Source organism: Streptomyces changchenzhani, from assembly GCF_039766235.1.
Classification (GTDB): domain Bacteria; phylum Actinomycetota; class Actinomycetes; order Streptomycetales; family Streptomycetaceae; genus Streptomyces.
This window is the reverse complement of sequence record NZ_JBDHNH010000011.1, coordinates 212,848-225,799: the sequence shown is the minus strand read 5'-3', so window position 1 is coordinate 225,799 and position 12,952 is coordinate 212,848. Positions and strand designations below refer to the sequence as shown.

The following is a 12,952-nucleotide window of genomic DNA, read 5'->3' as shown; positions in this document are numbered from 1 at the left end:
AACTGCCCCGGATCATAGCTTCGTTCACTTGCCGATGCATGGGCAGATGCACGTGCACGCGCGGTGTCCTCCCGATTACAGAAATCCGGTCGGCCGGGGCAAGTACGGCGGCGGGGCCGTCTTCCGTCCATTCACGATCGCACACGGGCCCCGAAAATTCCGTTGCGCGGAGACCCTTGTCACACGACAGGCACAGATCTTTCCGCGATACGAAATGCACTACGGGCCGTCACACCTCCAGCAGTGAATCGAATGCGGGCGGCAAGCGCTTCCACGCCTCGCGCCCCCCGGCGTACTCCGCGTCCGTCAGCAGGCAGGACTCAAGCAGCCCTTCGAGCCCGTCACGGTCCAGGCCGGGCGAGGTGAAGACCAGGTGCTGGCAGCAGTCCCCGTGCTCGGGGTGCCAGTCCATGGCGGCCGCCGCCCTGCGCACCGGCGGCACCATCTCCCACGCGGCGTCCGGCAGGGCGGCCAGCCACGGTCCCGCGCTCTCCACGCACAGCGCCCCGCCCGCCGCGTCCCACGCGAGCAGCGTGTCCGGCCGGTCGGCGAGCCAGAAACGGCCACGGCTGCGGGCCGCCGCACACGTCAGGCCCTCCAGGGCCTCGTACAGCCGCCCGGGATGGAAGGGCCTGAGCCGGTGCCACACCAGCGTCCCGACGCCCGACTCGTCCGCCTCCTGCGGCAGCTGCGCGCAGGCCGGGTGCTGGCGGTCGGCGGCGGCCTCCACGTCGAAGCCCGCGAAGGCGGCGGCGGCCAGCTCGCCCGAGGCGACCTTCACCCGGCGGGCCGTCGGGTGAAGTTGGGCGAGCAGCGCCTCGTCCGTGTCGTCCGCCTCCTCGCTCTCCACCACGGCCAGCACCGGCGCGTACTCCAGCTGGCGCGCCCAGGTGTCCGCGACCGTGCGCTGGTCCGAGGCGGCAGCGGCGAGCCCGGCGTCGGCCAGGTCGTCGCCGCAGCCGAGGTAGGGCAGCAACAGCGCGGGGTCGACGGCCGTCATCACCCCGGTCAGATCCAGGACGTCCCCGCCGTGCTCGACGACCACCTCGGCCATCCCCTTGGGCTCCACGGAGTCCCACAGCTCGACGATGGCGAGCCGGGTGCGTCCGTCGCCGGCCAGCAGCTCAAGCTCGGGCACCAGGTCCTCGCGCAGCGCGCAGCAGGCGCAGTCGTTGACCAGCGGAGCCTCGCCGGAGGCGCGCTCGCCGAGGCTGTCGCGAACGCTGCGGCGCACCGTCCCCTCGGCCGCGGTGGAGAGGTCGTGGTGCAGCGCGACGCTGCCGGGCACGGTGCGCAGCAGCCGCTCCACGACCTCCTTGCGGGCGTCGGAGTGCAGCCCGCCGACGATCACGACGGGCAGCTTCGCCCCCGCGCCGCCCATTACCGGCTCACCCCGAAGCGGCGCTCGAAGCGCTCGACGCGTCCCGCGGTGTCCAGCACGCGTGCGGTCCCCGTATAGAAGGGATGGCTCTGCGAGGAGATCTCGACGTCGACGACGGGGTACGTACGGCCGTCCTCCCACTCCACCGTCTTGTCACTGACGGCGGTGGAGCGGGTGAGGAAGGCGAAGCCGCCGGCCTTGTCGCGGAAGACGACGGGGCCGTAGGGCGGGTGGATGCCGTTCTGCATGGTGTGTGCCTCTTTCTCTGGTGGCGGTGGGGCGCGGCGCAGGGCCGCCCGGCGCGGGGCGGCAGTGGCTCGGGGTCAGTGGGTCAGTCGGTCAGTCGGTCAGTCGGTCAGTCGGTCAGTCGGTCAACGCTCTTCGCGGTAGTCGACGTGGCGGCGGACGACCGGGTCGAACTTGCGGAGCGTCATGCGGTCGGGGTCGTTCCGGCGGTTCTTGCGGGTGACGTAGGTGTGGCCGGTCCCCGCGGTGGACCTGAGTTTGATGATCGGGCGGACTTCGTTGCGTGCCATGTGGTTAGTATATGGAAATGGTTTCCATTATCAAGAGGAGCGATTCGCCTTGTCCGCGCACTGCCAGCTGACCGGCGCCAAGCCGGGCTTCGGCCACCACATCTCCCACTCCCACCGGCGCACCCCCCGCCGCTTCGACCCCAACATTCAGCGCAAGCGCTACTGGCTGGCGAGCGAGGGCCGCCATGTCCGCCTCACTCTCAGCGCCAGGGCGATCAAAGCCATCGACTCGATCGGCATCGAGGCCGCCGTCGCCCGGATCCGTGCGCGGGGAGTGAAGGTCTGATGGCGAAGAAGAGCAAGATCGCGCAGAACGAGAAGCGCAAGGCGATCGTCGAACGCCACGCGGTGCGCCGGGCCCAGCTCAAGGAGCTCCTCCGCAGCCCGGCCACGGGCGAGGCCGAACGAGTGGCGGCGCTGCGCGAATTGCGGCGTCAGCCGCGCGACGCGAGCGCCACCCGGGTACGCAACCGCGACAGCGTGGACGGCCGACCCCGGGGACACCTAAGGAAGTTCGGGCTTTCCAGGGTGCGGATGCGCGAGCAGGCACACGCCGGATTCCTCCCCGGGGTGCGCAAATCCTCCTGGTAACTTGGCGCGTTCGGATCTGACGAAACTGGGGAGACCGGAGTGCGCAAGCACGTACGTACCACCGCCGCCGCCGTGGCCCTCGCGGCCGCTCTCGCACTGACCGGTTGCAGCAGCGACAGCAAGGGCGGTTCGGACGCCGACGCGAAGGACAAGGGCAAGGGCGGGAGCACCGGGCAGAGCAGCCCGCCGCCCGCCGGTGGCGCCGGCGCGGGCACCAAGGACGTGGCCGGGACCTGGACGGCGATGTCCGGCGGCAAGGTCCTCGGACTGGTCATCCAGGGCAAGGACGCGGCCGTCGCGGGCGCCGACCGGGTCTGCTCGGGCACCGTGGCCGAGGACGGCGGCGTATCGCTGTCGCTCAAGTGCCCCGACGGCAACACCGACCGCGCCAAGGGGACGGTCACGCCGTCCGCAGACGGCAAGACGCTCACGGTGAAGTGGGAGGGCAGCGGGATCACGGACTCCTTCAAGAAGTCCACCGCGGGCGACAAGCTGCCCGAGGGTGTGCCCACCGACATGCCGAAGCTGCCGGGTTCCTGACCGGGGCGCGTTTCGGAACGCACGCCTCCCGGAGCGCTTCTCGGAGCGCTTTTCACGTACGGGCCGCGGCCCGTCGTCCGGGCGCAGTGGGCGGGTGCGGGTGAGTGGGCCGCTGCGCGGGGCTTGTTCCCCTACCCGCCCCTTCCCGAACTGGGGCTCCGCCCCAGACCCCGGTCCTCAAACGCCGGACGGGCTGGATTGGGCGGGGTGGGGCGGGGTCCGCCCATAACGCCGGACGGCTGAAATGGCGGGGCGCGACGGGACCAGGTGGGAGGGACGGGGTCCACCCTCGTACCGGTCCCGGTCCTCGAACGCCGGACGGGCTGAAATCGGCGGGGTCTCCGCGGTGGGGGAGTGCTCGAAATGGGGGCGATTTCCCGTTGAGGTCCAAGTGGCGTAGAGTTGGGTTTAACGACGCGGGGTGGAGCAGTTCGGTAGCTCGCTGGGCTCATAATCCAGAGGTCGCAGGTTCAAATCCTGTCCCCGCTACTGTGAAAACAGGTCCGATGCTTAGGCATCGGGCCTGTTTTTGTCTGTCGTGATAGTGGCGGCCGCGCCCGCCCTTGACCTCAAGTGCGGTTCAGTTTCTAGCGTGCTGCTCATGACTGATGGAGCCGCAAGCACCGCACCTGCTGGAAGTACCGTCACCGTGCTCGGCCTGGGCGAGATGGGCACCGCGCTCGTCGGCGCCTTCCTGGACGGCGGGCATCCGACCACCGTGTGGAACCGTACGCCGGAGAAGGCCGACGCCCTGGTCGCCAAGGGGGCGCAGCGGGCCGCAAACGTCCGTGACGCCGTTGCCGCGGGCTCGCTCGTGGTCGTCAGCGTCAAAGGCAACGAGAACGCCCGCGCCCTGCTGGAATCGGCGGGAGACGCGTTGGACGGCCGCGCCGTGGTCAATCTGACCGATGGAACGTCCGCCGAGGCCAAGGCAGTTGCCGAGTGGGCCGAAAGCCGGGGCGTGGCGTATCTGCACGGGCAGATCATGACGATCGCGCCGGGCGTCGGAAGCCCGGAGACCGTGGTGTTCTACGGCGGCGAGCGTGCGGTGTACGACCGGCACAGGGCTGCGCTCGACCTTCTCGGTGGGCGCGGGAGCCTGATCGCCGCCGATGCGGGGGTGCCTGCCCTGTACGGGATGGCCGTGCACGGGACCATGTGGGGCGCGCTAAACGGCTTCCTGCACGCCGCCGCGCTGCTGTCGAGCGAGGGCATCGAGGTCAAGGAGTTCCTGGAGCAGGCCGGCCCGTCCGTCTCCGCGCTCCTCGGGTCCTTCCCGATGATCGCCGACGAGGTCGACCGCGGTGAATACGCGACGCCGTACGGCGCACTCCAGCACCACCTGCCGTCGGCCGAGGACCTGGTCCGGGAGAGCCGGGCGCGCGGCATCAACGCGGAGTTCCCCGGTTTCACCGTGGGCCTGGTGATCAGGGCGCTGGAGGAGGGGCACGCCGAGGACAGCTACGCGCGGCTGATCGAGCACTTCAGGAGGCCGTGAGCCCGGGCCCCTCGGCCCCCTGTCAGTCCCCGGGCCGGATCGGGGTCCGGCGCGACTTCGGCAGGTGGGCACGGTCGGCCGCGGCCGTGCCGTGCTCCCAGCCCGCGTAGTCGGTGACACCGCGCACGCGGGTCGCCGTCGTCTCCGGGAACATCCGGTCCGTGCGGTCCTCGACCGCCACGTCCCGCGCCGCGAGGACCGGCAGCAGCGAGCCGCCGGCCTCCTCGGTGACGTGCTCGGTGGCCTCGTGGAGCCTGTCCCCCATCCGGCTCGCGTACGCCGTCAGGAACGACTGCCTGAACGCCTTGGTGCGCTTACGACCGCCCGCGCGCTGGGCCGCCTCCGCGCGGGTCATCGCCGCGGTGCCCTGCACCAGGAGCGACGTATGAAGCAACTCGACTGATTCCAGGTCGGTTTCGAAGCCGACGACCGTGGAAAAGCCAAGGTCGCCGTTCCATACGGCGCGGCACCGGTTCGCGTCGGCGACGGCGCTCAACAGGATCGCCTTGGCCGTCTCGTACGGGGCGTCGACCCCGATCCGCCGCGCGGCGGGCACGTCACCGGTGTGCCCCTGGGCGGCCAGCACCGCCTCGTCGATGCTGTGCCGCGCCATCAGCTCCTGCGCCTTGCCGGTGAGCGCCTCCGCCTCCTCGGGGAAGTCGGTGGCCTCGGCCTTGGCGAGCAGGGCGCGGATGCGGGTGAGCATGCGGGGCTCACTGCCGTGCGGCGGCGGTACGTGTACGGACGCGGCCGGCGCGGGTCCCACGGGCTCGATCGCGGGCAGGCGCAGCAGCACACGCAGCAGTTCCAGCACTGCGGTCGCGTACGAGAACCGGTCCGCCCGCCACTCCCGCACATCCAGCTCCGCGAGCTGTGCCTCCCAGCGCGGCGGCAGCTGCCCGTACCCCCGCACCTCCCCGGCGATCAGCTCGCCCACCAGCCGCACATGGTGCTCCGCCAGATCCCGCCGGACGATCCGCTCGACATCGACCGGCTGCCAGCCCCGCTGCCAGGCCCGCGTGACGAACTCCTCGCCGCGACGCCGCAGTTCGGCATCCGCGCGCCGGTCGGCGGCCAGCAGTGAAGCGCCGATGTCGAGACCCGCGTCGCCGTCCGTGTACAGCGCGGCGGCGAACGCCTTGTCGACGGCTTCGATCGATCCCTCAGGCACGGACATCCCGCTGCTGCACTTCCTTGAGCGCTTCGCCCACCGCGGCGAAGTCGTTGTCGGCATGGAGCACGGTGTGGCCGTGGTGCACGGCGGGACGGGCCGGTGGCCGATTACAGGGCTCAGAATACGTCGCCCACCTGCACCGCTCGCCGAGCGAGGTAGGGCCGGGCGGGCAGCAGCAGCGAGTGGCGATCGCGCGGGCGCTGATCACACGGCCCGCTGTGCTCTTCGCGGACGAGCCGACCGGGGCGCTCGACACCACGACCAGCCGCGAAGTACTGCTGATGCTGCGGGAGTTGGTGGATCTGGAGGGGCAGACGATTGTGATGGTCACCCACGATCCGATGGCCGCCGCGCGCGGACCGGGTGATCTTCCTGGTCGACGGCCGCGTCGCCGACGACCTGGCCGCCCCCACCGCCGAGCAGATCGCCGCCCGTATGACCGGCCTGGAGCGTGTGGCGTGCTGACGGTCGCGCTGAGTGCGCTGCGGACCCGCTGGGCCACGTTCGTCGGCAGCTTCGTGGCGCTGGCGATCGGGGTCGGGCTGATGACGACGATGACACTCGGCATCGCCGCGAGCCTCGACCCGCCGACGCGCACCCCGCAGCGGTTCGCCTCGTCGCCAGTCGTGGTGCGCGGTACGGACACGCTGACCGTGGAGGTGGAGCGGGGGCCGAACACCGCGCGGGTGTCGAAGAAGCTGGCTCATCCACACCCTGTGGACGCGGATCTGCGCAAGACGTACACGACGCAGCCGATGGTCCTGATCACGGGCGTCGCGCTGCTCGCGCCGCTGCTCGTACGTCCGGTGGCGCGCTGCCTGCGGCTGCCGGGGGCCATCGGGATGCTGGTCCGCGAGAACACCGGCGCCGCGTTGCGTCGTACCGCCGCCGTCGCCGCGCCCGTCCTGGTGACCGTCGCGCTGGCCGGTTCGCTGCTCGGGTCGGCCGAGACGGTCACCGCGTCGAAGGCCGCGGAGGCGCGTGCGCGGACCGCCGCGGATCTGGTGGTCACGGGGGCCGATCTGAGACCCGTCGAGGTGCCCGGTGCGACGCTCTCGCCGTCCGCCTCCATGGCCGTTTTCGTACGGGAGGAGGGCAGCGCACTCATCCGCTCCGACGCCCGCGCGGTGAGCGACCCGGGCGCGCTGGCGCAGGTCAGCAGGCTGCCGGTGGTGGCGGGCGATGTGCGTGACCTCGACGACCGTTCGATCGGCGTCAACGAGGAGTGGGAGCGGCACGAAGTGGGGCAGCGGGTCGACGTATGGCTCGGCGACGGGCGGCCCGCGACCCTGCGGATCGTGGCGGTGCTGGCGCTCGGCACGGGCGACAACGGGGCGTACGTCACCGCCGCGAACGCGCCGTCGGCGCCGGTCGACCGTATCGACGTACAACTCGCGGACTGGGCCGACGCCGGGGCTGTCACGTCCGCCCTGCGGGCCGGCGCCGGTGGGCGGGGCGCGGGTGGGCAGGGCGCGGGTGGCATCGATGCGGCCGGTGGCACCGGTGCCGCTGATATCGCCGGTGTCGCCGGTGTCGCTGACTGGCTGGCGGCGACCCACCCGCAGACCAGTTCCAAGACCCGGCTCGGGCTGTGGCTGGTGCTGGGCATCGCTCTCCTCTACACGGCGATCGCCCTCGCCAACACGCTCCTGATGGCCAACTCCTCGCGGTCCGCCGAGCTGTACGCCCTGCGGTTGAGCGGCGCCACACGGACGCAGATTCTGCGGGTGGTCGCCGGTGAGGCGCTGTTCGCCGTCGCGATCGGCGCGATTCTGGGCGCGGCGGTCTCGGCGGTGAACCTGGCGGGCCTCGGCGCGGCCCTCGCCACCCTGTCGGTGCCGGTGTCGGTCACCGTGCCGTGGACGACGTTGGGGCTCGCGACCGGCGTCTGCGCGGCAGTGGCGGCGATCGCGGCGTTGGTCAGTTGCCCGCGGGGGCGGTGAGGGGGGTTCGGAGGGCATCCCCCGCCCAGCCCCGACCAACGCGCCGCCCGACCACGCACCCCCTGCCACGCGCCGCCGACCACGCGCCCCCGGCCAATGTCAGTGCCGGGTGCCAGACTCGCACCCATGAACGATCGGTGGGCCATCGCCGCGACGGACGCGGGTGGGGCGCTGCTCGTGCCGCTGGGGCGGGACGGGCGGCCCGCCGGTGACGTGCGCGAGGAGGCGGACCTCGCGCAGGCGATCCGGTCCCGGCCCGAGGTCGGGCGGTGGGTGTGGCGCTCGACCGTCGAGATCTACCCACGGCTGCTCGCCGCCGGGGTGCGGGTCGAGCGGTGTTACGACATCGAGGACGCGGAGGCGCTGCTCCTCGGGCACGAGGGGCGGCAAGGTGAACCGCACTCGGCGGCGGCCGCCTGGGCGCGGCTGCACGACCGGGCCGTGCCGCCCGATCCGCCGCAGCGCGCCGCCGAGCCCGGCTCGCAGTCCTCGCTCTTCGAGCCGCAGCCGGTGCGGGTGCCGTTCGACGACCTCCTTGAGGTGTACGCCGACCAGTGCCGCAGACACGCGGCGGCCGAGCACCCCGACCGGATGCGGCTGCTGACCGCGGCCGAGTCGGCGGGGATGCTGGTGGCCGCCGAGATGAACGGGACCGGGCTGCCGTGGCGGGCCGATGTGCACCGGGAGTTGCTCGACGAGCTGCTGGGCGAGCGGTACGCGGGCGGCGGGGAGCCGCGCCGGCTGGCGGAGCTGACGGACGAGGTATCGGCGGCGTTCGGACGGCGGGTGCGGCCGGAGCTGCCCGCGGACGTGATCAAGGCGTTCGGCCAGGCCGGGATCAAGATCAAGTCGACCCGGCGCTGGGAGATCGAGAGCCTCGGTCACCCGGCGGTGGAGCCGCTCATCGCGCACAAGAAGCTGTACCGGATCTATACGGCGCACGGCTGGGGCTGGCTCCAGGACTGGGTGCGCAACGGCCGTTTCAGACCCCAGTACCTGCCGGGCGGGACGATCACCGGCCGGTGGGTGACCAACGGCGGCGGCGCGCTCCAGATCCCCAAAGTGATCCGCCGGGCGGTGATCGCGGACCCCGGATGGCGCCTGGTGGTCGCCGACGCCGACCAGATGGAGCCGCGGGTGCTGGCCGCGATCTCACGCGACCCGGGGCTGATGGAGGTGGCGGGCCAGCCCGGCGACCTCTACAAGGCGGTGTCGGACCGGGCGTTCGCCGGTGACCGCGACATGGCGAAGCTCGCCGTGCTGGGCGCGGTGTACGGGCAGACGTCGGGCGACGGCCTGAAGAACCTGGCGGCGCTGCGAAGACGCTTCCCACGCGCCGTCGCGTACGTGGACGACGCGGCGCGAGCGGGCGAGGAGCAGCGGCTCGTACGGACCTGGCTCGGCCGGACCTGTCCGCCCGCGGCGGGGGCGGGGGACGGCGAGGAGGCGGGTATGCCGCAGGAGGAGGCGGCGGCGACGGCTCAGGAGCCCGGCCGGGACGGGGAGTTCACCCCGGGATACGCGTCGACGAACGCCCGCGCGCGGGGCCGCTTCACCCGGAACTTCGTGGTGCAGGGCAGCGCGGCGGACTGGGCACTGCTGATGATGGCGGCGCTGCGACGGTCGCTGACGACCGCGGGGCTCCGCGCCGAGCTGGTCTTCTTCCAGCACGACGAGGTGATAGTGCACTGCCCGGCCGAGGAGGCGGACACGGTCGCGGAGGCGATCCGCGTGGCCGGAGCCCTGGCCGGCCGGGTCGCCTTCGGCGAGACACCGGTGCGGTTCCCCTTCACGACGGCGATCGTGGAGTGTTACGCCGACGCGAAGTGACGGGGCGGGCGGTGTGGGGGCAGGGGGCCCGTCGGGCGGTGCGGCGGCCAGGGCCCTTGGGGACCGTGGACCGGAACTTCCACGGCGGCGAAGTCCCGGTCCACGGAGATCCAGCCGAACCCAGCGTGCTCGGTCGGCCCGGACCCTGTGGGTGAATTCTCGGGACGAAGGCATCTCGGGGCAGCCAGGGTGCTGGCTGCCCTCTCTGATCAGGCCCTGTTTACCGGTTCCTGGAGCTCGGTCACCCACCCGTGTCGAGGTCGGCGAAGTGGTCGAACTCGCCTGCCTGGACGCCGAGTACGAACGCGTCCCACTTCTGTTGGGTTGTGGTGACGACGTTCTCGGGGTCGCTGGTCTCGCGGAGGTAGACCAGGTTCGCTGGGCCGAAGGCGACCTCGATCCAGGGGCCGGGGCCCTCCTCGCCCTCGGGGGCGGCGCGGATCCAGTCGAGGCCGGTGGGGATGTCAGGCATGGGGCGCGTGCTCCTTGACCGTGCGGAGGAATGCGGCCCAGGTGTCGGGGGTCGTGTGGAGTATCGCCCTGGTGGCGTCGCTGCTTTCGGTGAGTTTGACCGTACGGGTGCTGCTTGTCGAGGCGACGTGCAGACATGCCTCGCCCTGGGCGCAAGACGAGGACTTCTGCCAGGCGGGTGTGGTCATTGCTTCCCCTTCACAGGTTCACAGGTTCACAGGTTTTCGGCGATGTCGTGGATGAAGTCGCGTGATTCTGCCTCGCCCAGAGCCGTGGCCTCCAGGCGGTCGAACAGCATGCGGTACTGGGCCAGTTGCGCCTCGGCGTCGATGAACGTCATGCCATGCGCCTGATCGAGCTGGGCCGTGTCGAGCTGAGGGACAGGGCCATGGCTGAAGTAGGCCGTCTGTCCAGACCCAGGGTAGGAGCCGACGGCGAACGGGATCGTGAGGATCGAGACGTGCTCCAATTCGCTCAGCTTGAGCAGATGGTGCAGCTGGACCCGGGCCACTGACCGGCCGCCGAATCGCATCCGTAGCGCTGCCTCATGGATGACCGCGCGGTACGGGGCCGGATCGTCGCCGTACAGGATCGCCTGGCGCTTGATCCGGTGCGAAACGCGATGCTCCAGGTCCTGCGGGCTGAACTCGGGGACGGCCTGGAGGTAGATCTCGCGTGCGTCCTCAGGCCACCGCCTGGAAGCACCCCGCTCGACGGAGCGATCTGGTCACCAGGCAGCACACGTATTCGCACCGCACGTACCGCCTCACCCAACTCTCCCTCGTGATCGGAGACTTCCATGGCCACCGTATCGCCGCCCTGGACGTACGCCCTTCGACTCCCGCACGATCCACGCGCCCCCGGCATCGCACGTTGCACCCTCCGGGCCGTACTCCGCACCCACGGTGTGGGCGCCGGGCTCGCCGATACCGCCGAGCTGCTGGCCAGTGAGCTGGTCACCAACGCACACCTGCACTCCGGGGGCCCGTACACACTCCGCATCCGTGCGGCCGGGCCGCAGGGGCTGCGGCTCAGCGTGTGGGACACCAGTCCCGATATCCCCTCGCCCTTCAACGGCAGCCTTCCCGCGCTGCCCACGCCTGAACGGCTGGCCGAGTCCGGGCGGGGGGCTGCAGATCGTGCGGCTCTGCGCCGACAGCTGGGGGGCGTGTCTGCTGGGTGATGGGCTGCCGGGCAGTGGCGGGAAGCTGCTCTGGGTTGAGTGCGGGCAGACGTAATGCAGAGAACGTCAGGCGCTGCTTCAGCGTCGCCCACTTCGCCCACGTCGCGATCGTCGCGGTCCCACGTCAACAGACAGCGACGTACGGGCAAGAACGGAGAACGCGAGCGGGGGAACGCGAGCGGCGGGCGAGGGGCCGACCGGGCGGCCAAATGATGCGTCGCGCCGGGCGCTGTGCGTAGCTGGACAGGATCTGACGGCACCGAAGGAGCCAGCGCATGAACCAGCCAGCCCACCCGGACGGCACGCCCCCGCAGGCCCCCGGCGGGGCCACGGCCCCGGCGACGCCCGCGCACACGACGGGCGAGCACGGGCTTGTGGTCCCGTACGGCCCGTTGGGTGACGGCGTACCGGCCCTGGCGCTGTACGAGGACCTCCGCTGCCCGTACTGCGCGGCGATGGAACGCTCGTCGGGCGCCACCATCCGGGCCTTCGCGGACGCCGGCCGGCTGCGCCTGGAGTACCACTTCGCGACGTTCCTCGACGGGATGCAGGGCGGCCGGGGCTCCAGGACGGCGCTGGGCGCGCTGGGGGCTGCGGTCAACGAGGGGCAGGCCGAGTTCAAGGCACTGCACGAGGCGCTCTACGCGAACCAGCCCGAGGAGCGCGACGACGCGTACGGCGACCCCGCCAACCTGCTGGCCGTGGCCCGGTCGGTCCCCGCCGGTACCGGTGGGGGCGGCCTCGGCTCGGACGGCTTCCGGCAGGCGGTCCAGGACGGCGGCTACCTCCCGTGGGCGTCCGCCGTGGCCGAAGCCTTCGAACGCAGCGGCATCCGCGGGACCCCCGCCCTGCGCCTGGGCGAGCACGATGTGCACGCGTTCAGCCGCGAAGGGAAACCGCTGTCCGGCCGGGAGGTGGCCCCCCAGATCGAGGCGGCGCTCTCCGGCCGGGCCACGGGGTGAGTGGCCCCCGACGCCCGATACGCGCCGCGCGCCGTTCCCCGAACAGCAGCGCACTGCCACGATGTCCGCATGACAGAGGTGTTCTTACGTCGACTGAGCCGTTGGCAGGCCGATCAACAACGGGAGGCCATCGCGGACCTGTACGTCGCGGCGTACCGCGGAGCGTCGGGCGAGGAGTTCCACGACCGGCGGGTCTTCCTGAAACGATTCGCCACCGATGTACAGCGCCCGGGCTTCGACATGCTCGTCGCCAGCGACACCGCCCTGGCCGGTTGTGTCTACGGCTATCCGCCGCACCGTTCGGGCGGCTGGTGGCAGGGGCTGCGCGGGGGCGTACCGCAGGACATCGAGGAACTCACCGCTTCCGGGAACGTCTTCGCCATCGCCGAGCTGATGGTGCACCCGTCCCACCTCCGCCAGCACATCGCCAGCCACCTCCAGGAGCGGCTGCTCGCCCGGGTAGACGCCGAGCTCGTCACTACGTTCGTCGACGCGACGAACACGGCGGCCACCTCCGCGTACCGGTCCTGGGGCTGGTCGATGACCGGCCGGATCACCGCGACCGAGAGCCGGGCCGAACTGGAGGTGTGGAGCCGCGAGCCCCTGCGGGGGACTGGGACGGGGACGGGGACGGGTCCTGGGACGGGTTCGGGTCCAGGCCCGGGGACCGCACCGGGGAGGGGCTGAGGCGGCACGGCCGAAGGCGCGAGGCCCGGGGCCAGCACGGCAAAGGCACAAGCCTGGGGCACCGTTCCTAGAAAAGTCCCTGCGCCCTCGGCCCGGGACGATCAGCTCATCGTGCGGCCTCGACGGGCTCCGGAGCCCGCTCCTTCGCCACCGGAC

15 protein-coding genes, 1 tRNA gene and 3 pseudogenes are annotated in these 12,952 nt (G+C 71.7%); 11 read left to right on the top strand and 8 right to left on the bottom strand.

Going from position 1 to position 12,952, the window contains the following annotated elements; translation table 11 throughout:
* Nucleotides 1–229 precede the first annotated feature (229 nt).
* The 3 genes from ABCR94_RS31210 to rpmG form a co-directional block, all read right to left on the bottom strand.
* On the bottom strand, nucleotides 230–1,381 hold the full coding sequence (locus tag ABCR94_RS31210) for a CobW family GTP-binding protein (protein WP_347123926.1): 1,152 nt from the start codon (nucleotides 1,379–1,381) through the stop codon (nucleotides 230–232).
* Nucleotides 1,381–1,629 (bottom strand): type B 50S ribosomal protein L31, encoded by a 249-nt coding sequence (locus ABCR94_RS31205; protein WP_347123924.1) that lies wholly within the window; start codon nucleotides 1,627–1,629, stop codon nucleotides 1,381–1,383. Before ABCR94_RS31205 ends, ABCR94_RS31210 begins: the two co-directional genes overlap by 1 nt.
* 123 nt (nucleotides 1,630–1,752) lie before the next feature.
* Nucleotides 1,753–1,917 carry a 50S ribosomal protein L33 gene (rpmG, locus tag ABCR94_RS31200; RefSeq protein ID WP_347123922.1) on the bottom strand — a complete coding sequence of 55 codons (165 nt, stop codon included), beginning with the start codon at nucleotides 1,915–1,917 and terminating at the stop codon, nucleotides 1,753–1,755.
* 49 nt (nucleotides 1,918–1,966) lie between these two features.
* On the opposite strand from rpmG, the gene rpmB reads away from it, so the two are divergent.
* From rpmB to ABCR94_RS31175, 5 genes are all read left to right on the top strand, one after another.
* On the top strand, nucleotides 1,967–2,203 hold the full coding sequence (gene rpmB / locus ABCR94_RS31195) for a 50S ribosomal protein L28 (RefSeq protein ID WP_347123921.1): 237 nt from the start codon (nucleotides 1,967–1,969) through the stop codon (nucleotides 2,201–2,203).
* Nucleotides 2,203–2,508, top strand: a complete 306-nt coding sequence (gene rpsN, locus ABCR94_RS31190) for a 30S ribosomal protein S14 (RefSeq protein ID WP_347123919.1) — start codon at nucleotides 2,203–2,205, stop codon at nucleotides 2,506–2,508. Before rpmB ends, rpsN begins: the two co-directional genes overlap by 1 nt.
* Nucleotides 2,509–2,547: 39 nt before the next feature.
* Nucleotides 2,548–3,048, top strand: coding sequence for a hypothetical protein (locus ABCR94_RS31185; RefSeq protein ID WP_347123917.1), 501 nt, complete (start codon nucleotides 2,548–2,550; stop codon nucleotides 3,046–3,048).
* A 415-nt stretch (nucleotides 3,049–3,463) separates the two neighbouring features.
* Nucleotides 3,464–3,537 (top strand) — tRNA-Met (locus tag ABCR94_RS31180).
* A gap of 112 nt (nucleotides 3,538–3,649) precedes the next feature.
* Nucleotides 3,650–4,546 (top strand): NAD(P)-dependent oxidoreductase, encoded by an 897-nt coding sequence (locus tag ABCR94_RS31175; RefSeq protein ID WP_347123916.1) that lies wholly within the window; start codon nucleotides 3,650–3,652, stop codon nucleotides 4,544–4,546.
* A gap of 22 nt (nucleotides 4,547–4,568) precedes the next feature.
* Here ABCR94_RS31175 and ABCR94_RS31170 read toward each other — a convergent pair whose 3' ends face one another.
* Both ABCR94_RS31170 and ABCR94_RS39270 read right to left on the bottom strand, forming a co-directional pair.
* A complete protein-coding gene (locus tag ABCR94_RS31170) occupies nucleotides 4,569–5,723 on the bottom strand; it encodes a DUF2786 domain-containing protein (protein ID WP_347123915.1) in 1,155 nt (384 codons plus the stop codon).
* A pseudogene (locus tag ABCR94_RS39270) lies at nucleotides 5,710–5,808 on the bottom strand (VapC toxin family PIN domain ribonuclease); the annotation flags it as partial. The gene ABCR94_RS31170 and the pseudogene ABCR94_RS39270, both read right to left, overlap by 14 nt.
* On the opposite strand from ABCR94_RS39270, the pseudogene ABCR94_RS39265 reads away from it, so the two are divergent.
* The 3 genes and pseudogenes from ABCR94_RS39265 to ABCR94_RS31155 form a co-directional block, all read left to right on the top strand.
* A pseudogene (locus ABCR94_RS39265) lies at nucleotides 5,789–5,926 on the top strand (hypothetical protein); the annotation flags it as partial. The pseudogenes ABCR94_RS39270 and ABCR94_RS39265 overlap by 20 nt on opposite strands.
* Before the next feature lie 252 nt (nucleotides 5,927–6,178).
* The gene (locus ABCR94_RS31160) at nucleotides 6,179–7,663 is read left to right on the top strand and encodes an FtsX-like permease family protein (protein ID WP_521978277.1); all 1,485 of its coding nucleotides are present in this window, start codon (nucleotides 6,179–6,181) and stop codon (nucleotides 7,661–7,663) included.
* Between the two features lie 126 nt (nucleotides 7,664–7,789).
* Nucleotides 7,790–9,493 (top strand): bifunctional 3'-5' exonuclease/DNA polymerase, encoded by a 1,704-nt coding sequence (locus ABCR94_RS31155; protein ID WP_347123911.1) that lies wholly within the window; start codon nucleotides 7,790–7,792, stop codon nucleotides 9,491–9,493.
* Between the two features lie 241 nt (nucleotides 9,494–9,734).
* On the opposite strand, the gene ABCR94_RS31150 is transcribed toward ABCR94_RS31155, so the two are convergent.
* Genes ABCR94_RS31150 through ABCR94_RS31140 form a run of 3 tightly spaced genes read right to left on the bottom strand, consistent with a single transcriptional unit; the run spans nucleotide 9,735 to nucleotide 10,634 of the window.
* On the bottom strand, nucleotides 9,735–9,965 hold the full coding sequence (locus tag ABCR94_RS31150; protein ID WP_347123909.1) for a DUF397 domain-containing protein: 231 nt from the start codon (nucleotides 9,963–9,965) through the stop codon (nucleotides 9,735–9,737).
* Entirely contained in the window at nucleotides 9,958–10,152 is a 195-nt protein-coding gene (locus ABCR94_RS31145; RefSeq protein ID WP_347123908.1) for a DUF397 domain-containing protein, read from the bottom strand. Before ABCR94_RS31145 ends, ABCR94_RS31150 begins: the two co-directional genes overlap by 8 nt.
* Nucleotides 10,153–10,178: 26 nt before the next feature.
* Nucleotides 10,179–10,634 (bottom strand): DUF5753 domain-containing protein, encoded by a 456-nt coding sequence (locus ABCR94_RS31140; RefSeq protein WP_347124064.1) that lies wholly within the window; start codon nucleotides 10,632–10,634, stop codon nucleotides 10,179–10,181.
* A gap of 129 nt (nucleotides 10,635–10,763) precedes the next feature.
* Between ABCR94_RS31140 and ABCR94_RS31135 the strand changes: the two are divergent.
* The 3 genes and pseudogenes from ABCR94_RS31135 to ABCR94_RS31125 all read left to right on the top strand — a co-directional run bounded on the left by ABCR94_RS31135 (nucleotide 10,764) and on the right by ABCR94_RS31125 (nucleotide 12,796).
* Nucleotides 10,764–11,202, top strand: a pseudogene (locus ABCR94_RS31135) (ATP-binding protein).
* 220 nt (nucleotides 11,203–11,422) lie between these two features.
* Nucleotides 11,423–12,109, top strand: coding sequence for a DsbA family protein (locus tag ABCR94_RS31130; protein ID WP_347123904.1), 687 nt, complete (start codon nucleotides 11,423–11,425; stop codon nucleotides 12,107–12,109).
* Nucleotides 12,110–12,178: 69 nt separating this feature from the next.
* Nucleotides 12,179–12,796 carry a GNAT family N-acetyltransferase gene (locus tag ABCR94_RS31125; RefSeq protein ID WP_347123902.1) on the top strand — a complete coding sequence of 206 codons (618 nt, stop codon included), beginning with the start codon at nucleotides 12,179–12,181 and terminating at the stop codon, nucleotides 12,794–12,796.
* Nucleotides 12,797–12,952 lie beyond the last annotated feature (156 nt).